This window comes from Plantactinospora alkalitolerans (genome assembly GCF_015690345.1).
Taxonomy (GTDB): Bacteria; Actinomycetota; Actinomycetes; order Mycobacteriales; family Micromonosporaceae; genus Plantactinospora; species Plantactinospora alkalitolerans.
On the sequence record NZ_JADPUN010000177.1, the window covers coordinates 30118 to 52082 of the forward strand.

Annotated in this window: 19 protein-coding genes; 10 read left to right on the forward strand and 9 right to left on the reverse strand. The window is 71.1% G+C overall.

What is annotated here, in order from left to right; all coding sequences use genetic code 11:
* Window positions 1-25: 25 nt before the first annotated feature.
* The gene (locus I0C86_RS18975) at window positions 26-952 is read right to left on the reverse strand and encodes a phytanoyl-CoA dioxygenase family protein (RefSeq protein WP_323373721.1); all 927 of its coding nucleotides are present in this window, start codon (window positions 950-952) and stop codon (window positions 26-28) included.
* 136 nt (window positions 953-1088) lie between these two features.
* Here I0C86_RS18975 and I0C86_RS18980 point away from each other — a divergent pair, with 136 nt between their 5' ends.
* From I0C86_RS18980 to I0C86_RS19000, 5 genes are all read left to right on the forward strand, one after another.
* The gene (locus tag I0C86_RS18980; protein ID WP_255527762.1) at window positions 1089-2213 is read left to right on the forward strand and encodes a TIGR03621 family F420-dependent LLM class oxidoreductase; all 1125 of its coding nucleotides are present in this window, start codon (window positions 1089-1091) and stop codon (window positions 2211-2213) included.
* Between the two features lie 233 nt (window positions 2214-2446).
* Complete coding sequence (locus I0C86_RS18985; protein WP_196202587.1) at window positions 2447-3709, forward strand: coiled-coil domain-containing protein; 1263 nt, start codon at window positions 2447-2449, stop codon at window positions 3707-3709.
* Between the two features lie 192 nt (window positions 3710-3901).
* A complete protein-coding gene (locus I0C86_RS18990) occupies window positions 3902-6088 on the forward strand; it encodes a hypothetical protein (protein ID WP_196202588.1) in 2187 nt (728 codons plus the stop codon).
* 86 nt (window positions 6089-6174) lie between these two features.
* Window positions 6175-7461 carry an AI-2E family transporter gene (locus I0C86_RS18995; protein WP_323373722.1) on the forward strand — a complete coding sequence of 429 codons (1287 nt, stop codon included), beginning with the start codon at window positions 6175-6177 and terminating at the stop codon, window positions 7459-7461.
* Window positions 7462-7719: 258 nt separating this feature from the next.
* The gene (locus tag I0C86_RS19000) at window positions 7720-9066 is read left to right on the forward strand and encodes a hypothetical protein (protein WP_196202589.1); all 1347 of its coding nucleotides are present in this window, start codon (window positions 7720-7722) and stop codon (window positions 9064-9066) included.
* On the opposite strand, the gene I0C86_RS19005 is transcribed toward I0C86_RS19000, so the two are convergent.
* Genes I0C86_RS19005 through I0C86_RS19025 form a run of 5 tightly spaced genes read right to left on the reverse strand, consistent with a single transcriptional unit; the run spans window position 9063 to window position 14452 of the window.
* Window positions 9063-10391: a Coenzyme F420 hydrogenase/dehydrogenase, beta subunit C-terminal domain gene (locus tag I0C86_RS19005; RefSeq protein WP_196202590.1), complete on the reverse strand. Its 1329-nt coding sequence runs from the start codon at window positions 10389-10391 to the stop codon at window positions 9063-9065. The two genes, I0C86_RS19000 and I0C86_RS19005, sit on opposite strands and share 4 nt — an antisense overlap.
* Window positions 10391-11704: a polysaccharide pyruvyl transferase family protein gene (locus I0C86_RS19010; RefSeq protein WP_196202591.1), complete on the reverse strand. Its 1314-nt coding sequence runs from the start codon at window positions 11702-11704 to the stop codon at window positions 10391-10393. Before I0C86_RS19010 ends, I0C86_RS19005 begins: the two co-directional genes overlap by 1 nt.
* Window positions 11701-12336 carry a PIG-L deacetylase family protein gene (locus I0C86_RS19015; protein WP_230394392.1) on the reverse strand — a complete coding sequence of 212 codons (636 nt, stop codon included), beginning with the start codon at window positions 12334-12336 and terminating at the stop codon, window positions 11701-11703. Before I0C86_RS19015 ends, I0C86_RS19010 begins: the two co-directional genes overlap by 4 nt.
* Window positions 12336-13223 (reverse strand): glycosyltransferase family protein, encoded by an 888-nt coding sequence (locus I0C86_RS19020; RefSeq protein ID WP_230394393.1) that lies wholly within the window; start codon window positions 13221-13223, stop codon window positions 12336-12338. Before I0C86_RS19020 ends, I0C86_RS19015 begins: the two co-directional genes overlap by 1 nt.
* Window positions 13223-14452: a class I SAM-dependent methyltransferase gene (locus I0C86_RS19025; RefSeq protein ID WP_196202592.1), complete on the reverse strand. Its 1230-nt coding sequence runs from the start codon at window positions 14450-14452 to the stop codon at window positions 13223-13225. The genes I0C86_RS19020 and I0C86_RS19025 overlap by 1 nt, the downstream gene beginning before the upstream one ends.
* A gap of 178 nt (window positions 14453-14630) precedes the next feature.
* On the opposite strand from I0C86_RS19025, the gene I0C86_RS19030 reads away from it, so the two are divergent.
* The 5 genes from I0C86_RS19030 to I0C86_RS19050 all read left to right on the forward strand — a co-directional run bounded on the left by I0C86_RS19030 (window position 14631) and on the right by I0C86_RS19050 (window position 20117).
* Entirely contained in the window at window positions 14631-15662 is a 1032-nt protein-coding gene (locus I0C86_RS19030) for an NAD-dependent epimerase/dehydratase family protein (protein WP_196202593.1), read from the forward strand.
* On the forward strand, window positions 15659-16879 hold the full coding sequence (locus tag I0C86_RS19035) for a class I SAM-dependent methyltransferase (RefSeq protein ID WP_196202594.1): 1221 nt from the start codon (window positions 15659-15661) through the stop codon (window positions 16877-16879). Before I0C86_RS19030 ends, I0C86_RS19035 begins: the two co-directional genes overlap by 4 nt.
* Window positions 16880-16892: 13 nt before the next feature.
* Window positions 16893-17807, forward strand: coding sequence for a glycosyltransferase family 2 protein (locus I0C86_RS19040; RefSeq protein WP_196202595.1), 915 nt, complete (start codon window positions 16893-16895; stop codon window positions 17805-17807).
* Window positions 17808-17873: 66 nt separating this feature from the next.
* Window positions 17874-19508 (forward strand): lipopolysaccharide biosynthesis protein, encoded by a 1635-nt coding sequence (locus I0C86_RS19045; protein WP_196202596.1) that lies wholly within the window; start codon window positions 17874-17876, stop codon window positions 19506-19508.
* Between the two features lie 60 nt (window positions 19509-19568).
* Window positions 19569-20117 carry an AAA family ATPase gene (locus I0C86_RS19050; RefSeq protein ID WP_196202597.1) on the forward strand — a complete coding sequence of 183 codons (549 nt, stop codon included), beginning with the start codon at window positions 19569-19571 and terminating at the stop codon, window positions 20115-20117.
* 72 nt (window positions 20118-20189) lie between these two features.
* Here the strand turns inward: I0C86_RS19050 and I0C86_RS19055 are convergent, their stop codons facing one another.
* From I0C86_RS19055 to I0C86_RS19065, 3 genes are all read right to left on the reverse strand, one after another.
* A complete protein-coding gene (locus I0C86_RS19055) occupies window positions 20190-20858 on the reverse strand; it encodes a nucleoside/nucleotide kinase family protein (protein ID WP_196202598.1) in 669 nt (222 codons plus the stop codon).
* 64 nt (window positions 20859-20922) lie between these two features.
* Window positions 20923-21108 (reverse strand): DUF397 domain-containing protein, encoded by a 186-nt coding sequence (locus I0C86_RS19060; RefSeq protein WP_196202599.1) that lies wholly within the window; start codon window positions 21106-21108, stop codon window positions 20923-20925.
* On the reverse strand, window positions 21099-21902 hold the full coding sequence (locus tag I0C86_RS19065; RefSeq protein ID WP_196202600.1) for a helix-turn-helix domain-containing protein: 804 nt from the start codon (window positions 21900-21902) through the stop codon (window positions 21099-21101). Before I0C86_RS19065 ends, I0C86_RS19060 begins: the two co-directional genes overlap by 10 nt.
* Window positions 21903-21965: the final 63 nt, after the last annotated feature.

The window sequence follows — 21965 nt, forward strand, 5'->3', positions numbered from 1 at the left end:
CGGCGGGACGGGCGAGGGTCGTTGGTCAGGCCGGCACGGTGTCGTACGACTCGATCAGCTCGGCCGGCAGCGGCGCCAGGTCGGTCGCCCGCAGGAAGTCGCCGAGGGTCGTCCCGGTGCATTCCGAGTCGACGTTCCGCGCGCCGGCCCGAGCCTGCACGTCCCGGAGGTTGACGGCCCGGAAGTCGATGGAGAACCGGGTCCGGCCCGAGGTGTTCGGCACGGTGCTGTGCAACTGGGCGCCGGAGAAGAGCAGGACGCCGCCGGGCGGGGTGACCACCCGGAGATCCGGCTCCGGTTCGAGGTCCTGCAGGGCCGCAGGCTGCTTGCGGGTCTCGGCGTGTACCTGCTGGGCGGCGCTGGTCCGCCCGTGCGCCACCCACTCGGCGTAGTTGTAGTTCCGGGAGCTGTTCGGGATCCCGGTGTCGAAGTATCTCGGGTGGAAGGCCATCACGTTGGACTCCGCCACGTCGTACACCGGCATCCAGAAGTTCAGCTGGGACATCGGCGCGGAGAACCAGGTGTCCCGGTGGGACTCGAACTGGAGGGTCAGGCCGGCGTTGAGGTACTCGCTGGTCATCGTGCGGAGCCGGGGGACGTCGAAGTACGTCTGCGCCGGATCCGCGCCGAGGTCGGAGAGCATGCCCCGGACGAGTTCGGCGCTCCGCGGATGGTTGATGAAGCTCGGCTTGAGCTCGGCCAGCACCCGTACGTAGTCCGGACCGGCGAGGTGGTGCTGGGCGTCGGGCGGGAAGTGTGGTGTGAACGCCGTCTCGACCATCTGCCGGGCGAAGGCGACCAGCGCCATCGAGTGCGGCGTCGGCGAGTAGACGAACAGGTCCCCGGCGAAGAGCCTCTTCCGACGCTCGTCGTCGGACATCGGCGAGTCGAAGTGCAGCACCGTCACTGAGGCCTCCTGCGGTAGCTCCCGGTAGGTCTGCGCAGCGGTCACGGTAGGCGGCGTCCGGCGGCCGGCGGAAGCGGCCGTGCGGTCGGGGCGGCGCCCGTGTCGCGAATCCGACTTCACGAAGCGCGACGAGCCGGTCACGTACGACCGCCTCGGGGATCCGGGCACATAGAGTCGGACGATGCCGCCGCGCCCGCCCCTGGAGAGTCGGACGACGCCGCCCGCGCCCACCCGTGGCGAGCCACCCGCCGGGCGGTCCGTCCAGCCACCCGCCGGGCGGGGAACCGAGCCACCCGCCGGGCGGGGAACCGAGCCATCCGCCGGACGGTCCGTCCAGCCACCCGCGTACCGGTCCGTCCCGGCGCGGCCGTTCCGGTTCACCGCCTCCATGCCCGCTCTCGACGGACCGGTGGCCCGCTGGCGCGACGAGATCCGCCGGATCGAGGACCTCGGCTTCAGCTCGGTCTCGATCTCCGACCACCTCACCGGCGGCTGGGCGATGGACCCGCTCGTGGCGATGACCGTCGCCGCCGAGGCCACCACCCGGCTCCGGGTGTCGGCGATGGTCTTCTGCAACGACTTCCGGCATCCGGTGCTGCTGCACAAGTCACTGGCCAACCTCGACGTCTTCTCCGGCGGCCGGGTCGAGGTCGGGCTCGGCGCCGGCTGGCTGCGCGACGACCACGACGCGGCCGGTCTGCCGTTCGACCCGCCAGGGGTACGCGTCGAACGGCTGAGCGAGTCGATCGAGGTGCTACTCGGCCTGTTCGGGGACAAGCCGGTCAGTTTCGCCGGGCGGCACTATCAGGTCGCCGGGCTGGACGGTCTGCCCAAGCCGGTGCAGCGGCCCCATCCGCCGCTACTGGTGGGTGGCGGCAGCCGCCGGATCCTCGAACTGGCTGGCCGGCGTGCCGACATCGTCGGCATCAATCCGCGGCTCGCCCCGGACGTCGATCCGCTCGCCGCCGTCGACGAGATGAGCCCGGAGCGCTTCGCCCGCAAGGTTGCCTGGGCCAGGGAGGCCGCAGTCGCCGCCGGTCGCGACCCGGGCGCGTTGGAGTTCCAGTTGCGGATGTTCGACGTACGGGTGGTGCACCGTGGTGTCGAGCACCAGGCCAGCTCCAGTCATGCCCGGCTCGCCGACCCGGCCGCGCTGGCCTCCTCGCCGTCGGTGCTGCACGGCAGCGTCGACGAGTGTGTCGACCGGCTCCTCGCGATCCGGGAGCGGTACGGCGTCAACTACCTGCACCTGGGCGGCAACCTGGACGCCGCCGCGCCGATCGTGGCCCGGCTGGCCGGACGATGAGCCGGTCGGCGAGCACGGCGGCGGCCGTGGCCGGTCGATCGCGGCGGTCGGTGCTCCCCGTCGGCGGTCGCGGCCGGCGACCCGAAACCGGCGAGCGAAGTGGCGAGCCAAACCGGCGACCGAAAGTGGAAAAGGTACGACCGTCCGGCGAGTTGTGTTGACCTTGTCATCTGCGCGCGATAGAACGGGCCGGCTCTTGCGAAGGACCCCGGGGAGTCTGCAAGTATGTCCCAATGCCCCAGCAGCAGTCCTCCCCTCTCGCGTTCTTCGACAACGCGAACTCGCAGCCAGACTTCACGGTCGCCCTGCGCGGCTACGACCGTGAGCAGGTCAACAGTCATCTCGGCCGGCTGACAGCGGCACTGAACCAGTCGGAACAGGGCCGTGCAGAGGCCGAACAGCGGATGAACGACGCCCAGCGTCGACTCCGCCAGGCCGAGCAGCGCCTCGCGTCGGTGGAACAGAAGCTCACCGACACCAACAAGCAACTCGAGGAGAACAACCGCCCCACCCTCTCCGGCCTGGGTACCCGGGTCGAGCAGATCCTCCGGCTCGCCGAGGAGCAGGCCAACGACCACCGCAGCGAGGCCAAGCGCGAGTCGGAGGGCATCCTCTCGGCCGCCCGGCTGGAAGCTCGGGAGATCACCGACAAGGCCCGCGCCGAGGCCGCCGCGATGAAGGCCTCGGCCGAGCGGGAGGCGGGCAGCGTCCGTACCGCCGCCGAGCGCGAGGCCGCCGAGGTCCGGGTGCAGGCCCGCCGCGAGGCGGACACCCTGCGTGCCGACGCCGAGCGCGAGACCAAGCAGCTCCGTACGGTGACCGCGCACGAGGTTGCCGAGCTGAAGTCCACGGTCGAGCGGGAGGTCGCCACCCTGCGGGCCACCGCCGAGCGGGAGATCACCCAGCAGCGAGCCAAGGCTGCCCGGGAGGCCGAGGAGAAGCGCGCCGAGGCCACCAAGCTCCTCACCGACGCCCGGGACAAGCGGGACAAGGACCTCCAGGCGTTGGAACTCCAGTTGGCGGAGCGCCGGGAGAAGGCCGAGCGCGAGGAGTCCGAGCGGCACGCCGCCCAGGTGGCCCAGACCCAGAAGCTGGTCGGCGAGGCCGAGCAGCGGGCCCGGGCCGCACAGGACCGCGCCAAGGAGATCGAGCAGCGCGCCGAGGCCCGCCGGGTGGAGTCGGAGCGGTCCGCCGCCGAGACCATCGACAAGGCCAAGAACCTGTCCGACAAGACCCTCAACGAGGCCCGCGCGGAGGCGCACCGGGTGCTCAGCGAGGCGCGTACCGAGGCGGACCTGACCACGCAGGCGGCTCGCCGGGAGGTCGAGGACCTCACCCGGCAGAAGGACGCCGTCACCTCGCAGCTCGGTCAGATGCTCTCGGGCCTGGCCGGCATCGTTCCCGGTGTGGGCGCGGCGGCCAAGGCCGAGCCCGCCAAGCCGGCGGCCGACAAGGACGACTCGGAGGACCGGGTCACCGCCGACGCAGCCGGCTGAGCCGTTCGAGGGTCACAGGTCGGACTGCGGGGCAGCAGCACGGCCGGGGCCGTACCGGATTTCCGGTACGGCCCCGAGTGCTGTCCACCAACAGGTCCGGTAGGTTGGGCATTGTCATTACCCGTGAGCTTCGTCCCATCAGCGGCGCCGGGTATCGCCGCAGAACGGGGCGACCCGTGTGAGGATGGGAGCATGTCGCACGGCGAGGAACTGTTTGCCCTGAACGGGGACGTGGCTACGGAGCCGAGCTTCGAGCCGGCCTTTCGGGGCTACGATAAAGGGCAGGTGGATCGGTACGTCGCTCGCGCCGAGAACGATATCGCCACCCTGGCGGCCCAGCGTGAGCACGCGTACAGCCAGATTCACAACCTGGCGGGTCAGGTCGAGGTGTTACAGCGCGACCTCACGGCGGTACGTCGGCAGACCGGCGTGGTGGACCGGGCCTCCTTCCGGCACCTGGGTCCGGTGGTCGAACAGATCCTGACCCTGGCCGAGGAACAGGCCGAGTCCATCGCGCGGGACGCGGCGCACGAGATCGACGCCCGCAAGGCCGAGGCCGACCAGGTCCTCGAGGACGCCCGCCAGCAGGCCGCCGACGCGCTCCGCGACTTCGAGCTGGCCCTCACCGCCCGGCGGGCGGAGGAGGAGAAGGTCAACACGGCCCGACGGGCCGAGGCCGACGCCGCCGTCGCCGCCGCCGCCCAGGAGGCCACCCGGCTCCGCGAGGCCGCCCAGGCCGCCTTCGCAAAGGCCCAGCAGGAAAGCTCCGAGTTGCGCAACCGCGCCGCCGAGGAGGCGAACCGACTGCGCGACGCCAGCCAGGCGGCACACGCCAAGGCCCTGCAGGAGGCGAAGCAGCTCCGGGACACCGCCGAGCAGGAGGCGACCCGGCTCACCGAGCAGACCGCGCGGGAGAGCCAGGAGCTGACCGAGCGGACCGAGCGGGAGACCCAGCAGGTCGTCGAGCGGGCCCGGCAGGAGTCGGCACGGCTCCGCCACGCCGCCCAGCACGAGGCCAACCGGCTGCGCGACGCCGCCCAGCAGGAGGCCACCCGGCTCCGCGAGGCCGGCCAGGCGGCACACGTCAAGGCCCAGCAGGAGGCCCAGCGCCTCACCGACGCGGCGGCGCAGGAAGCCGACCGGGTGGTCGAACTCGCCAAGCAGGAGGCCACCCGGCTCCGCGAGGCCGGCGAGGGGCTGTACGCGAAGGCCAAGCACGAGGCGACCCAGCTACGCGAGGCCGGGCAGGCGGCACACGCCAAGGCCCAGCAGGAGGCGAAGCGGATCAACGAGGAGACCGCCGAGTTCGTCCAGCGTTCCCGGGCCGACGTGGAGGACTACGCCCAGAAGATCCGAGCGGAGACGCAGCAGGAGCTGGGCGCCTGGCGGGCCGGGGTCGAGCAGGAGGTGAACCGGCGTACCACCGCCGCCGAGCAGGAGATCGCCGCCCAGCGGACGGCTGCCGAGGAGGAGCTGGCCGCCGGTCGGGCCGCGCTGGAGGAGGAACTGGCCGCCTACCGGGCCGGAGCCGACCGCGAGTACGCCCAACGGCAGTCCGAACTGGAGCAGCAGTTCCAGCAGCGGCAGGCGGAGCTGGAGCAGTCGTACGAGGAACGGCGTGCGGAGATCGAGGGCGGCGCCGACGAGGTGCGCCGGCAGGCCGACGAGTACGCCGCCGAGGTCCGGGCGAAGGCGGAGGAGCGGGCCGCCGAGATCCGCCGGGAGGCCGAGGAGCGTCTCGCCGAGTTGCACCGGGAGGCGGAGGAGCAGGCCGCCACGTCCCGCCGCCAGTTCGAGGAGTACATGGCGACCGCGCAGCAGCACCTGGCCACCACCCAGCAGCACCTGGCCAGTACCCAGCAGGAGGCGGTCGCCGGACGGCAGCAGTTGGCCGAGGTCATGCAGGAGATCGCCGCGGCTCAGCAGGCACTCGCCGACATCCGGCAGGAGACGGTGTCCTCCCGGCAGGAATCCGACCGGATCCAGCGACAGTTGGCCACGGCGCGCGAGCAACTGGCCGGCGAGCAGGACCGGTTGACGGGTACGGAGCAGTCGGCCCAGCAGGCCGGGGAGCAGTTGGCCCAGGCCGAGGCCGACATGCAGCAGCTCGTCGAGGCGGCCGCCGAGCAGACCGCTCCGGACAAGCGGGCCGACGGTGGCCGGTCGTCCGGGTCGACCCGGGTGACCGAGCCGGTGACCGGCGGCGTGGACGGCGGGTTGGACGGAGAGCCGACGGTGGCCGCGATGCCGGGTACCGGTGGCCGCGAGCCGACGCCCACCAAGATCACAAGCACCGGCGACTCCGGCAAGCGGAGCGGCAAGCCGATCGTCGAGGACCAGGGCACGAAGTCGAACAAGGTCAGCGTCGACTCGGACTGATCCGGACCCGCCGCCCGAGACGTACCGTCGCGACACGCGCGACCGCCCGCTAACCTCTGCCGAGGCGATCGGTCGGGAGGTTCGGGGTGGACGGCGAGCAGCGGGCGGTGCACGGCGAGCAGGCGGCCGGCGGAAACGGCGGACCAACCGGCGGGAACGGCGGACCGGCTGCCGGGGCGGCAGCGGCCGGCACCGCGACGGATCCCGGCGAGCAGACGTCGGCGTCGACCAGCGACGCGACGGATCCCGGCGGGGGGACGTCGGCGTCGACCGGCGATGCGGCCGACCCGGGCCCGGTCCCGGGCCACCCGGCGGCCGGCGGCGCCGGTCAGTTCGGGCAGCCAGGACGGCCGCTGCGGCTCAACCCGTTTCTGGTCGGGCTCACCGGTGGGCTGGGCGTGCTGCTGGCGTACGCGTTGTTCCTGGCGGTGCGCAACGCGGGCTCGGTGCTGGTCCTGGTCTTCATCGCCCTGTTCCTGGCGATCGGGCTGCATCCGGCGGTGGTCCGGCTGCGCTCCTGGGGGCTGCCCCGGGGGCTCGCCGTGGCGGCGGTGACGCTGACCCTGCTTGCGATCATCACCGGCGCGGTGTTCGCGCTGGTCCCACCGATCGTCAGCCAGACCGGTGAGTTGATCGAGAACGTGCCCGGCTACGTCACGCAGCTACAGCGCAACGACACCGTCAACGACCTGATCGTCCAGTACGACCTCCAGGGAAAGATCAATTCGGCCGCCACCACGGAGAACATCACCCGGGCCCTGGGCGGGGTCTTCGGGGCCGCCGGGTTCGTCTTCGGCGCGGTCTTCAACATCGTCACCGTGATCGTCCTGACCATCTACTTCATGGCCACCTTCGACCGGCTCCGCGACCTCGGGTACGGGCTGGTCCCCGCCACCCGGCGGGACCGGGTCCGGCTGATCGGGGACGCGATCCTCGCCAAGGTCGGCGCGTACATGGTGGGGGCGCTGGCGATCGCGCTGCTGGCCGGGGTGTGCACGTTCGCCTTCGCGGTAGTCGTCGGCCTGGCGTACCCGTTCGCGCTCGCCGTGGTGGTGGCCATCTGCGACCTCATTCCGCAGATCGGCGCGACCATCGGGGCGGTGGTGATCAGTCTGGTGGGCTTCGCCGCCGACGTGCCGACCGGAATCGCCTGCGCGGTCTTCTTCCTGATCTACCAGCAGGTGGAGAACTATCTGGTCTATCCCCGGGTGATGCGGCGGTCCGTCCAGGTAAACGACGTGGCGGCGATCGTCGCGGCGCTGCTCGGGGTGGCGCTGTTCGGGGTGATCGGCGCGCTGGTGGCCATCCCCGCGGTGGCGGCGATCCAACTGGTGTTGCGTGAGGTGGTGCTTCCCCGGCAGCAGGTCCGCTGAGCGTGGGTAGCAACTTCTGTCCGCAATCCGTCTGAATCGAGAATAGTAACCCCTTCGATACGGCTTGTAGTATTCGTTCACGGCCAACAGATCGGAACGATCCGAATCACACCCCATCTGAGCAGGGAAGTATTCGAATCGTAGCGATCACGCCGACCGCCACGGTCGGCGCGGAGCGGCCGAACCGGCGGTGGGCAGACCTCGTTGCGAACGAGCTGCGGCCCATGCCTGTGTGTAACGCGCCCGTGGGGGGTAGCCGTGACCGACACCAACGCCGTACCGCCGATCGAGCCTCCGGATCTCGCCCGCCGAGCGGACCGCACCCGACGTCGCGCTCTGCTCGCCGGGGCCTTCACCCTCACCCTCGTCGTCCTCGCCGCCAGCGGCTATCTCGTGCTCACCCTCGCGGGCGCACCGGTCCGGGCCGCGCCGCTGGTCCTGGACCAGCCGGCCGGAGTCCTCTGGGGGCAGACCGTCAACCGGCCGATCGAGGTGGCGGCCGACAACGTCACCATCCGACGGGTGAAGGTACGCACCGGCGGTGGCGGCGCCGCGATAACGATCAGGTCCGGCGTCATCGGCACCCTGATCGAGGACACCGAGATCCGGTGCACCTCGGCCGGTACCGACGGGGTGGCCCCCGGCGGCTACTCGGCACTGCGGGTCCGGGTCAACGGCTGCCGTCAGGCGTTCCGGCAGACCGAACGGCACACCGCCACGATCGTCGAGTCCGAACAGGACGGAAAGCCGTACCCGGGTGGCGAGCTGAGCAGCCCGATCGGCCCGGTTCCGTCACCCGACCCCGAGGCCGACCAGATGCGGGACGAACCCCCGTACGCGCCCGCGGCGGCCCCGCCGACCCCGATCACGTACTGGCCCAGCGCGGCCAACACCGGCGTGCCGGTCGGGACCGCGCTGCGCAACTCGGGCTCGCTGAGCCTGCGTACCGCCGGACAGGTGGTGACCGGGCTGAACATCGTCGGCTGCGTCACCGTGGCCGCCGCCAACGTGAAGATCATCAAATCGAAGATCACCTGTAGCAGCACCACCTACTCGATCCGGACGCTGGCCGGAACGACGAACCTGCTGATCCAGGACGTCGAGATCAACGGCATGGGGATGAACTCGGCCTCGATCTGCTGCGGCGACTACACTCTGCAACGGGCGAACGTCTACAACATGATCGACGGGCCCCGGCTCGCCACCAACAGCAAGATCCTCGACTCGTACCTGCACAGCCTGGCCCGGGTCACCGGTTCGCACAACGACGTACTCCAGAGCACCGGAGGCAACAACGTCCTCGTCCGGCACAACACGCTGCTGTCATACAACGCGGTGACAAGGGATCCGTTCAACTCCTGCCTCACGATCGGCTCGGAGACCGCCCCGACGCTGACGAACCTGACCTTCGAGGACAACTACTGCAACGGCGGGAACTATTCGATCGGGATCAGCCCACGGCTGGTCGGCTCCGCCATCCTCTTCCGGAAGAACAAGTACGGCCGCGACTACCGGTACGGGGTGGTCTCCGGCTGGAACCGTGCCGGCGTGGTGTGGGAACGGGCCACCAACGTCTACTTCGACACCGGCCTGCCGGTGGTCTAGTGCGGATCCACCGACCTGCGAGCCTGCACCGGAGGCTGGTACGCGACCAGGGTCGCCGGTTCCCGCAGCCGCTTGCGTCCGATCCGGCGCAGCGTGCCGACGGTCGACCGCAGCTTCTCCCCGATCGACAGGTGCCGCCACCAGATGCCGGCCATCGGCAGGTGCCGGAGCCGGGGCACCATCAGGCCGGCCAGCCGCAGCGTGGTCAGCCGACCCCAGACCGCTCCCCTGGCCCGGAGCAGGTTCGGCTGTGACGCGGGCAGGATCCCGGCGGCCACCGGCGTCAGCACCAGTACGCCGGCGGCGATGGCGGCCTCGACCAGCCGTACGCCCCGCTCGGTGCGGGCCAGCACCAGCGACTGCCCCGGGTCGTCACCGGTCGGCCGGTACCACGGGTCGCCGACCGCGACGTCGGCGAACTCGCCGGTGTGGTCGGCGCAGAGGTAGCAGCGCCACTGCCGGTGCTTCTGGAGGATGTCGCCCCAGGACTCGGCGTAGCTCAGTTCCCGCTGCTGGCCGGGCGGGTCGTCGGTGAGTCGGGCCCGCGCCCGGCCGGGCCAGCCGGACCCGCGGTAGTGCACCGACTCCAGCTCCGCCGGGTCGGACACCCCGAGCCGGGTGAGCATCTCCAGCGTGCCCCGGGTGGTCGGGGTGCCGGCGCAGAAGACCGCGATGGTGAGGCCGAGCCGGCGGTCCAGTTCCGGCCGGACCTGCCGGGCCATCCGTACCGCCGCCACGTCGCAGGGCTTGCCGACGAAGACGCACGGCGCCTCGGCCGACTCGATCAGGTCGAGCCGGTCGCAGGGGCTGGCCGGCGCGTACCGGGAGCCGGCGTTCGCCAGCAACTCGGCCGGGGTCCGGGACAGCCGGGTCTCGTTCAGGTACGGCACGTCGGCCCGCGCGCCGATGTGCAGCACCCCGGCCATTCCGGCGCCGGTCAGGCAGTAGCCGGCCAGTGCGGTCGCGACGCCGCCGCTGGAGCCGGCGTACCGGATCTCCGGGTCGGCTGCGTACCCCTCCCAGATCGCCCGGACCGGTCCCCAGGCCCCCCGCAGTTCGCCGATCTCGCCGGGTTCCGGCCGGCCGCTGTCGTGCGCCAGCCGTACCCCGGGGCAGCAGGCCAGCGCCGCCGCCGCGCCGCCGGCCGCCGGACCCGGGTCGCCGGCCCGGGTCGGGGTGCGCAGTGGCGTGATCGGCAGGGGACGCCGGCCGTGGTCGAGTACGTCGACCATCCGCACCTCGTCCGGGGCCAGGTAGGCGCAGACCCCGCAGCCGGTGCAGAGCTTGCCGGACGCCACGTCGTGCACGGTCCGGGGCCGGGGCATCAACGCGCCCCGACGGCGCCGCGCCGGTTCCGTTCGGCCCGGGCCACCGCGACGAACTCGTCCATCTGGGCGGCGGCGCGACCGACCGCGACCGGCGTACGCAGCGCCAGTTCGGCGGCGGACGACGCCCGATCGGTCCAGGACTCCCAGAGTGCGCCGAGCAGGTCGTCGTCGGGCAGTCGACGGGCGTCGGCGACGTGCCGGCGCTGCCCCACACTCGTGAACACCCCGCGTGCCTTGTCGCTGTAGGCGACCACCGCCGCCGGAACCCCGGCGGAGAGCGCGGCGATGGTGGCGTGCATCCGCATCCCGCACAACCAACTGGTCCGGGCGATCACCCATTTCGTCTGGTGTGGATCAAGGCCGGCGGGTGAGAGGGCGACCCGGTCGCCGTACCGGACGGCGAGCGCGGCGTACAACCGCTCGCTGGCCACCCGGTCGTCGTCGGTCCCGTTCGGGGTGAGGACGTGCGGCACGATGATCACCCGGGTGTCCGACTGGTCGAGCAGCCGCTCGCAGAGCCGGGTGGCGACCCGGTGGGGGTCGCCGGCGATGCCGAACCGGGAGCGACCCTCCGGTCGGGTGATCAGTCCGCTCACGTTGATTCCGGCGACCGGACCCGACGCGGCCTCGAACCACCCGGTCAACCGCTGGTACGCCGGCTCGTCCGGCACCCTCGGCTCCAGCCCGAAGGCCACGTCCACGCCCTGCCGGTGGCGTGCCGGATCGAGGTCGGGGCCGAGCAGGTCGGCGAGGGCGGCAAAGCTCTCCGGATCCCGCGCCCAGGCCATCGTGGCCCCCCGGACCAGCGCCGCCGCCTCGGCCCGGAACCGGGCCGACCGGAACGGCCCGTACGTCTGCGGCAGCAGCACCAGTGGACGGCGGCGCAGCAGCGCCAACCGCTTCGGCCAGGCCACGGTCCGGAACCGGTGTTCGCCGTAGATGTCGCTGAAGCTGTCTCCCCCGCTGACGTCGAGCACCACGTCGGCCGCGTCGATCCGGGCCAGGCCGGCGTTGCCGAGCCCACCCAGCGCCGCGCTGATCCGCATGTTCAGGTACGACTCCGGGCGGTGGTACCGGCGTGAGTGCCGGGCACCGGCCAACGAGATCGGCACCGGGGACCCGGCCACGAAGGTGTGCCCGCGGCGTTGCCCCCAGCCGTCGTCGAAGACCGTGACGTCGGCGGCCGGCTCCCGGGCCAGCAGCCCGCTCAGGGTCGCGGCCCGCAGCGCGCCGACGCCCAGGTTCAGGTTCGCACCCGGTACCCCGAACAGGCACGCCGACAGCGGGGGCCGGGGAATGGTCTCGGTCATGGTTCGATCACCGCTTTCTCGCACCGGAACGCCTCGGCGTACCGGGACCGGCACTCCATCCCCCGCAGCCGCGCCAGCCCGAGGAAGACCTCGTCGTCCCACCAGTCCCGGGCCTTCTGGGACGGGTAGCTGGCGTGCAGCAACTCGACCTTCCGGCGGGCCCGATCCTCGGCCAGCGGCAGGTAGACGTTCCGTCGGCCCAGGTCCCCGTCCCACTTGGGGATCTCGTAGTACAACACCGTCGCGTCCCGGAACGACGTGGGCACCAGCGCGGCGAGTGTGTGGTGGTCCTGGTGTGCGTCGTCCGGGGTGGGCGCCAGTACCAGGTCCGCCGCGAGCGTCGAGGCGGCGGTGTCGACGATCTGCTTCGCCTCCTCCCACCTGGCCGGTACCCGGCCGTCCGGCAGGTCGTACAGATCGAAGCTCAACCGTGCGTGGGGCAGGAACGCCCTGGCCGCGGCCCGCGCCTCGGCCTGCCGGTCCGGTGTCCCGGTGAGCAGTACGTAGTGCACCCGCACTCCGGGCACGTCACCCAGGGCGAGCAGCAGCCCGCCGGCGCCGATCTCGATGTCGTCCGGATGTGCCCCGAGCAGCACGACGGAACGGGCCGCGCCCAGTCGCAACGGCATCATCAACCGGTCAGCCCCAGGTTCCCGGGTGCTCCGACCACCGCGACCGCCGCGGTCGCTCCGGTCGCGGCGAGCGCCGGCTGCACGGCCGCCGGGCCGCGCCCCCGGCTCCGGTTCGCGTCCCAGAGCATCCACGGGCAGCGGGCCGACTGGTAGAGCTGCTCCAACTCGGCCCGGTCCTTGAAGGTGTCGGCGGCCCGCCAGAAACCGGTGTAGCGCTGGGCGATCAGCCGTTGGTCCGGCAGCAGCCGGTCGAAACCGTGCGGCACCAGGTCCTCACCGTCACGCAGCACCGAGAAGATCTCCGGACGGAGGATGAAGTAACCGCCGTTCTCCCACTGCATCAGCTCGCGGATCGGGCGTACCCGGGTGACCTGGTCGCCGGAGTCGATGTCGATCACGTGGTGGGTCGACTGCACGGGTACGGCGAGCAGGCTGGCCACCGCGTCGCTGTACCGGAACCGGTCGATCATCTCCGGCAGCGGGGCGTCGGTGAGGGTGTCCGCGTAGTTGGCCAGGAACATCGGGTCGCCCTCGACGTACTTGCGGACCCGCATCAGCCGCTCGCCGATGCTGGCGCCGAGGCCGGTGTCGATGAAGGTGATGTTCCAGTCGGTGATGTCGCTGGAGAACAGCCGCACGTCCCGGCCGTCCATCGAGAGGCTGAAGTCGTTGGAGAGTGTCTCGTCGTACCGCAGGAAGTAGTCCTTGACCGCGCGGGCGCCGTAGCCGAGGCAGAGGATGAAGTCGGTGTGCCCGAAGTGCGCGTAGTACCGCATCACGTGCCAGAGCAGGGGCCGGTCACCGATCATCGCCATCGGCTTGGGCGCGGAGGCCGCGTCCTCGCGCATCCGCATGCCGAGACCGCCGCAGAACAGGACCACCTTCATCAGACCACCTCCAGCACCGGGATCGGAAAGACCAGCCGGCCACCCCAGTGCCGGATGTAGGCCAACTGGGCGGAGATCTCGGTGCGCAGGTTCCACGGCAGTACGAGGACGTAGTCGGGACGGTCCTCGGCGATCCGCTCGGGCGGATGGATCGGGATGTGGGTGCCGGGCAGGTACAGGCCCTGTTTGTGCGGGCTGCGGTCGACCGTGTACTCCAGCAGGTCGGACCGGATCGCACAGTGGTTGAGCAGGGTGTTGCCCTTGCCCGGTGCGCCGTAGCCGACCACCCGGCGGCCCTGGGCCCGCGCGGTCAGCAGGAAGTCGAGCAGTTCCCGCTTGATGTCGAAGACCGCGTCGGCGAAGCCGAGGTGTCCGGCCAGGCTGTGCAGGCCGGCCTCGGTCTCGGCGTCCAGTACGGACTTGACGTTGCCGGACGGTTCGCCGGCCGCGGCGGCCGGTCGGGCATGCACCCGCAGCGATCCGCCGTGCGAGGAGAGTTCGTCCACGTCGGTCACGATCAGGCCGGCGGTGGCCAGCGCGCGCTGCGCGGTACGCAGGGTGAGGTACTGGTAGTGCTCGTGGTAGATGGTGTCGTACTGCCGGCGTTCGATCAGCCGCAGCAGGTGCGGGACCTCGCAGGTGACCAGGCCGGTCGGCTTGACCAGCGCGGCCAGTCCGGCGGTGAAGTCCACGATGTCGGGCACGTGCGCGTACACGTTGTTGGCCGCGACCAGGTCGGCCCGGCCGTACCGGTCGGCCAGCTCGGCCCCGGTCGCGGCGCCGAGGAACCGCGTCTCGGTCCGGATCCCCCGACCCCGGGCCACCTCGGCGACGTTGCCGGCCGGCTCGACCCCGAGCACCGGAATGCCCCGGGCGACGAAGTGCTGCAACAGGTACCCGTCGTTGCTCGCCACCTCGGTCACCAGGCTGTCCGGTCCCAGGTCGAGCGCCTCGGCCATCGCGTCGGCGTACCGCCTGGCGTGCGCCACCCAGGAGTCGGAATAGGACGAGAAATAGGCGTAGTCGGAGAATATCTCCTCACCGGACACGTAGGCTGGAAGTTGCACGAGCAAACAGTTTGCACAGATTCGTACGTGCAAAGGATAGAAGGTCTCGGCCGAATCAAGTCGATCCGCGGGCAGATAGCTCTCACAGAGTGGAGACATGCCCAGGTCGACAAACGTTTCGGTCAATGCCGCGGCACACAGCCGGCATTTGGCAACGGTCATGCCCCACCCACCCCGATATGATCGGAATACCGGCGCGGCGCCCGCCCGCCTGCGGGCCACGCTAACCAGGGCTCCGGTACGCCGGGAGTGGTTCAGTAAAAAGTCCGACAATAGCCGGCCCGGTCATCCGAGCACCCATAAACTCGCCTTCTCACCCGGCGACGACGGGAGCTTTGCCGTGCGTGTTCTCGTTACCGGCCATCATGGTTACCTCGGCGGCGTACTCACCCCGATGCTGCGCGCGGCCGGACACGATGTGACCGGCCTGGACACCGATTACTACCTGGACTGTCTACTCGGCCCGCCGCCACCGGCCGTACCCACGATCCGGCTCGACCTGCGGGACTGCGAACCCGAGCACCTCGCCGGCTTCGACGCGGTGTGCCACCTCGCCGCCCTCTGCAACGATCCGATCGGCAACCTCAACCCCGAACTGACCTACGACATCAACCACCGGGCGACGCTCCGACTGGCCCGGGCCGCCAAGGCGGCCGGGGTGTCCCGGTTCCTCTTCTCCTCCTCGTGCAGCCTCTACGGCGCGGGCACCGACGACCGGCCGCTGAACGAGAACGCCGGCTTCGCGCCGGTGACCCCGTACGGCGAGTCGAAGATCCGCGCCGAGCAGGACCTCGCCGGGCTCGCCGACGACGACTTCTCCCCGGTGTTCCTGCGCAACGCCACCGCGTACGGCTTCTCGCCCCGGCTCCGGGGCGACCTGGTGGTCAACGATCTCACCGCACACGCACTGCTCACCGGCGAGGTCCGGCTGCTCTCCGACGGCTCCGCCTGGCGTCCACTGGTGCACGCCGAGGACATCTGCGCGGCCTTCCTGGCACTGCTGGAGGCGCCCCGGGAGCAGATCCACGGCCGGGCGTACAACATCGGGGTCAGCACCGAGAACTACCTGATCCGGGACGTCGCCGAACTCGTCGCCGACGTGGTGCCGGGGTCGAGGGTCACCTTTGCCGGTGGTGCGTCACCGGACGCCCGCAACTACCGGGTGAGCTGTGATCTGGTGGCGGCCCAGGTGCCCGGCTTCCGTCCCCGGTGGACGGTGCGCAAGGGCATCGAGGAACTGGTCGAGGCGTACCAGCGGCACGGGCTGACCATCGAGGCGTTCCGGAGCGCGCGGCACCAGCGGCTACGCCAGATCCGCGCGCTCACCGACGCCGGCCGGCTCGACAGCGAGCTGCGCTGGAGTGCGCGGTGACCGAGGCCGGTACACCGGTCGGGGTGCGGCGGTCGGTCCACCGCTGTGCCGCCTGCGGGCGCCACGACCTGGTTCCCTTCGCCGACCTGGGCGAGATTCCGGTGTTCTGCGGTGTGCACTGGGCGAGTCGGGACGAGGCGCTGGCCAGCCCGCTCGGCCGGATGTGGTTGGCCTACTGCCCAGAATGCGGGTACGTGCGCAACCTCGGGTTCGATCCGACCGTTCTGGTCTACGACACCACCATGGACACCAATCTGCACCACTCGCCCGCGTTCGGCGTCTTCTCGGCGGAACTGGTCAAGCACCTCGCCGAGCGGTACCCGCTGCGCGGCGGGACGGTCCTCGACGTCGGCTGCGGCCAGGGCGAGTTTCTCCGCGAGCTGTGTTCGGTGGCGAACTGCCGGGGTGTCGGCTACGACGCGATGTACGCCGGTGCGGTCGGTCCCGACCCCTCTGGCGCGACCTTTCGTCGCGGGCACGCGCCACTGGACGACGACACACCGGCGTTCGATCTCGTCACCTCCCGGCACTGGTTCGAGCACCTCGACGACCCGTACGCCTTCCTCGTCCGGCTGCGCGAGCTGGCCGGGGACAGGCCGGTGTACGGCTACCTGGAGGTGCCGGACGCGGGCTACGACCTGGCCACCGCCGGCTGGGAGGTGATCTATCCGCACGTCTCGTACTTCGACGGGTACTCGCTGTGCCGGATCGCCGAGCGGGCCGGTTGGCGGGTGACGGCCACCGAGCGGCTCTTCTCCGGAATGTTCCGGAGCGTGGAGATCTCGGTCAACGTGCCCGGCCCCGTACCCGGGAGCGGGCTGGCCGGGACCGCGCTGCCGGGGCCGGCGGACCGGGACCGGCAGTTGGCCTCGATCGCCGGCTTCGCGCAGCGGCACGCCGCCGAGCGGGAGCGGTGGCGCGACACGATCGACCGGCTGATCGCCGACGGGGACCGGCCGGTGCTCTGGGGCGCCGGATCGCGCGGGGTGCAGTTCCTGCACCTGGCCGACCCGGGTCGCCGGCTCGCCGCGGTGGTGGACGTCAACCCGCGCAAGTGGGGCCGGTACCTGCCGGTGACCGGGCACGAGGTCACTGCTCCGGGAACTCTCGCCGGGTCGGGCACCCGTTCGGTGATCATCACGAATCCGGCGTACCACGACGAGATCGACGCCGCACTTCGCCAACTCGGCGTGCATGCCACGCTGCTGGTCGCCTGAGCGGAGGGATCTGATGGAGTCCGCACCGCGGGTGACTCTGGGCGTGCCCCTCTACAACGCCGAGCGCTACCTCGAAAGCTGCCTCGACGCGCTGCTCGCCCAGGACTATCCCGACTTCGAGATCATTGTCAGCGACAACGCCTCGACCGACCGGACCTGGGAGATCTGCCAGACGTACGCGGCGAAGGACGCCCGGATCCGGCTCTACCGCAACCCGCGCAACTTCGGCGGCCACGTCAACTACACCCGGGTGGTCGAGCTGGCCCGGGGCGAGTTGTTCAAGTGGGTGGCGTACGACGACGTCTGCCTTCCTTCGTACCTGCGCACCTGCGTGGCGGCCCTGGACGCCGCCGGCCCGCAGGCCGTGCTGGCCTATCCCCGTACCGTGCTGATCGACGAGTCCGGCGAGGTGATCGGCCCGTACGCCGACCGGCTCGACCTGCGTGATCCGCGACCGTGGCGCCGGGTGGCCCGGGTGGCGAGGAACATCAACCTCTGCCACGCGCACTTCGGGGTGTTCCGGATGTCCGCGCTGCGCCGGACCGGCATGATCCGCCCCTTCCTCTCCTCGGACTACACCCTGATCGCCGAGGTGGCCCGGCTCGGCGAGATCCACGAGGTCGCCGAGCCGCTGTTCCTGCGCCGCATGCACGGCGGCTCCACCCGGCAGGCCAAGGGCGCGACCCCGGCCTCGGCGCTGGCCTGGTACGGGCAGGCGGGGCGACGGGTACGCGCGCCCCGGCTGCGGATGCTCGCCGAGACGCTCCGGATGCTCTCCACCGGCTCCGACCCGCTGGGCACCCGGATCAGCTCCGCCGCGGCCTTCCTCGCCACCTGGTGGGCCCGCCGGGTCCGGGTCCGGCTCGGTCGACTGCGCCGCAGTGTGGTCCGACGGATCCGGGCCAGCACGGCAAAGGGCAGCGCCTGAATGGCTCGTCCGCGAACCGGGTCCAGGGAAGATGGTGGTCGAGCGTGATGACTCTGCGGCATAAATATGACTGAGCGGCATATCCCCTCGGGAGCATACGAGTCACCGGCCGTCGGCGCGGTCGCGACGGACCCGACGCAGGTGTCGACCGACGCGGCGCAGACATCGACCGACGCGGCGCAGGTGTCGACGGATGCGGAGCGGACCCGGTCGGGCGGCACCGGAGGGCTGCGTTCGGCGATCGGCTGGTCGTACGTCCTCACCGCCGGTCGGATCGGCTCGTCGATCCTGGTCACCTTCCTCCTCGCCCGGTTGCTCGGGCCGAGCGACTTCGGGTTGGTGGCGATGGCCACCGTCTTCATCACCGTGGCGCAGACCCTGATCCAGCAGGGGCTGGTCTCCGCGATCGTGCAGCGCGACAAGCTGACGCCGGAGCACCTGGACGGTGCCTTCGTCGTACTGGTGCTGGCCGGGGTGGTGATCGGCGGGCTCACCGCCGCCGCGAGCCCGCTGTGGGCGTTGGCCAACCGGGCTCCGGAGTTGACCATGATCTGCGTGGCGCTCTCCCCGCTGGTACTGCTGCAAGGGCTGTCCATCGTGCCCGAGGCGGTGCTGCGCCGGGAGCTGCAATTCCGCGCGGTGGCCATCCGTACCCTGCTCGCCTCGCTGCTCAGCGGCGCCGTCGGGGTGGGGCTGGCGCTGGCCGGTGCCGGCATCTGGGCCCTGGTCGCCCAGCAGTTGGTCAACGCGGCGGTCGGCCTGGTGGTGCTCTGGACCGTCTGTCCGTGGCGGCCGAGCCGCCGGCCCCGGCTGTCCGGGATCCGGGACCTGCTGGTCTTCTCCGCCCACTCGGCCAACGCCGGACTCGGCCTGATGCTCAGCTCCAAGGCGGACGTCATCTTCACCGGCCTGTTCTTCGGCCCGGTGGCGACCGGCATCTACCGGCTTGCCGCCCGGCTGCCGGACATGCTGGTCGACGTGACGATCCGCTCGCTGCAACAGGTGGCGCTCCCCTCGCTGTCCCGGTTGCAGCGGGACCGGGCCGCCCTCGCCGCGCACCTGGGCCAGCTCCAGCACCTCGGTGCCGTGGCCGGGCTGCCGGTGCTGGGCGTGCTGGCGGCGACCGCACATCCGCTGGTCACGCTGCTGGGTCCGCAGTGGGCCGGCACCGAGGTCCCGCTCCGGCTGCTCTGTCTCTTCGGCGCCGCCAACGTGTACGGCGTGCTCCTCGGCCCGGCGTTGCAGGCGATCGGTCAGCCGGGCAAGCTCGCCGCGATCCTCTGGACCCGCGGGGTGCTCGGAGTGGCGACGCTCGCCGCCGTGGGTACCCTGTTGACCGGGTACAGCGACGTGGCCGAGGCGACGGCGGTGGCCCTGGCCGGGATCGTCATGCAGGTCACCGTCACCGCGCTCGCGGTCTGGGTCACCGTACGCCGGGCCGCGCAGGCGTCGATCGCCGGTTTCCTCGTTCCCACGCTGCCGGCGGTGCTGGCGGCCACCGCCGCCGCGCTGGTTCCGCTGGCGTACGACTGGATCGGTCTGTCGGTCGGGCCGGTGGTCGGCCTGCTGGTGCTGGGCGGCACGGCGAGCCTGGTCGCCGGGGTGCTGCTCTGGCTCACCGACGCGCGGCTACGCCGGCTGGTGCTGACCCGGCTCCCCGACCGGCTGCGCGATCGGATACCCGGTCGCCGCCAGGCGTGACCCAGATGCTGGGCGCGGCTGTCCTCCCGGCCCGACACCAACCCCAGGAGGAGTTGCACCATGCGGCGATTCATCATCACCGGAGCGCCGGGCGCCGGCAAGACGACGATCCTGGCGGCGCTGCGGGGTCGCGGACACGCCGTGGTCGACGAGGCGGCGACCGACGTCATTGTCCACCTGCAAGCGCTGGGCCAGGACGAGCCGTGGCGTGATCAGGGGTTCGTCGACGCGATCACGCTCCTACAGCGAGAGCGTCTGGAGCATCCCGCACCGCCGGCAACATCGGTCCAGATCTTCGACCGGTCGCCGATCTGCACGCTCGCGCTGGCCCGCCACCTCGGCCTGCCGGTAACGCCGATCCTGACGAAGGAGGTTGACCGCGCGGTCGCGGACGGGATCTACCAACCTCGGGTCTTCTTCATCCATCTGCTCGGGTTTCTCACGCCGACGGCGGTTCGCCGGATCAGCCTCGCGGAGTCGGTCACGTTTGAGCGCTTACACGTGCAGGCGTACCGGGACCACGGCTTCGAGCTGGTCGACGTACCGGCCGGATCCGTCGAGGAACGGGTGGAACTCATCGACCGGTGCCTCCGGGCCTGGGCCGAGTAGTCCGCCAAGCCGACGAAGGTCCGGCCGTAGCCGTTTAGCTAACCTCGCCGCTTGTCGAGGGCCGATCGCTCGCTACGGCCATTTCAGCACCCTCGGCGCGGACGGGTCGTTGTTGTCGACCACCACGTCCGCCCGCCGGGTCGGTGCCGCCTCGTCGCGATAGAGCTGCTGTCCGGGCAGGTAGCGTGCAAGGTAGCGCTCTCGCACCGCTTCCACGGCACCGAACAACTCGACGTCCCGTACCAGGGCCCGGCGGATCGACTCGGCCGGAGCGACCTCGAGATAGATGCTGAGGTCCCAGTGTTCACGCAGCTCCGGACGGAGCAGGAAGACGCCGTCGACCAGCAGGACCGCGTCGTCGGGCGCCACCTGGAACTGCCGCTCGGTGGCCGTGTCTGCCCGATGGTCGTAGCTGGCCGTCCGATAGTGCCGGTTGCCGCCGGGACCGAGCGGGTCGAGCAGCGAGTCGCGCAGTGCGACATGGTCGAAGGAGTCGTGGTAGTAGCCCTCCGGCGACAACTCGCCTCGGCGGCGGCGTACGGCTCTGGGCTGGTGGAAGCCGTCCACGCTGGCCTGAATCGTGTTCCGGGTAACGGACAACCGCTGCCCCAGTTCCGCCACCAGCGTGCTCTTGCCGGCCGCGTCCGGACCGTCCACCGCCACCCGGAGCACGCGTCCCGGCCGCATCGACAGGATCAGCGCGACCAATCCCCCGACCAGTTCCGCTCGCTGCACCAGCATCCTCCACCGAGCGTGTCCTCCCACCGTCCCGCCGAAGGATAGCGGGAGGACAACGACCGCCTCGTCAGCCCTTGACGTTGACCACGAAGGCCTGCCAGGCGGCCGGACCGAAGGCCAGGGTGCCGCCGTCGCGGTCCTTGCTGTCCCGGACCAGCACCCGGCCGGGCAGGTTGTCCGCCACCTCTACGCAGGTGCCCTGGTTGGAATTGCTGCGGGTGCTCGTGCGCCAGCGCGCGTCCGTTACGTCCATCTCTCCGCCACCTCCCGGAACTTCTCCACCGACTGCTGCGGGGGCAGTGCCTCGCTCAGTATCGCCTCCCAGTGTCGGCGCAGCAGTTCCACTTCCTCGGGCCGGACGGTCACCTGCCCCTGCAGAGGGTTGTCGAGGTATGCGATCTCCTCGTCGCCCGGCATGGTGGCGATGACGAACTGCCCGTCCAGTCCGGGATAGGCTCCGACGCCGGCTGGCACGACGTGCAGCCGCAGCCGGGGGTGCTCTTCGCCGAGCCGGGCCAGCTCCAGGCACTGTTCGCGCATCACCTTCGCCCCGCCGATCGGCCGGCGCAGCGCCTCCTCGTCCAGCACCGCCACGATCTGGGGCGGATCGGCGACGTCCAGGATCCGTCGCCGTTCCAGTCGGGCGGCCACCCGTTTCTCCACCTCGGCCGTCCGCAACGCGGGGTTACTCGTGAACACCGCGCGGGCGTACTCCTCGGTCTGCAACAGGCCCGGCACGTACGCGTGCTCGTACCAGCGGAGCAGGACCGCATCGCGCTCCATCGCGGCCCGCTCGCGTACCCAGGATGGCTCGTCGTCCAGCCCGGACAGTTCCTTCCACATCCGTTCGAAGAGTCCGCCGGTCTTGAACGCCTTGTCGACCGCGCGCAGGTAGTCGAGCTTCAGCGGTCGGGTTCCCACCTCCACGGCGCTGACGTGCGAGCCGGAAAAGTTGATTAGTTTGCCCATCTCGTCCTGGTTCAGGCCCGCCGCCAGTCGGGTCCGTCGTAACTCCCGGAGCAGGAACTCGCTGAACGGACTTCCCATCGGTCCTCCCACGTTCTGATCGAACACGTCGGCACCCGAGCGTAGCGAACTGATCAACGGAGC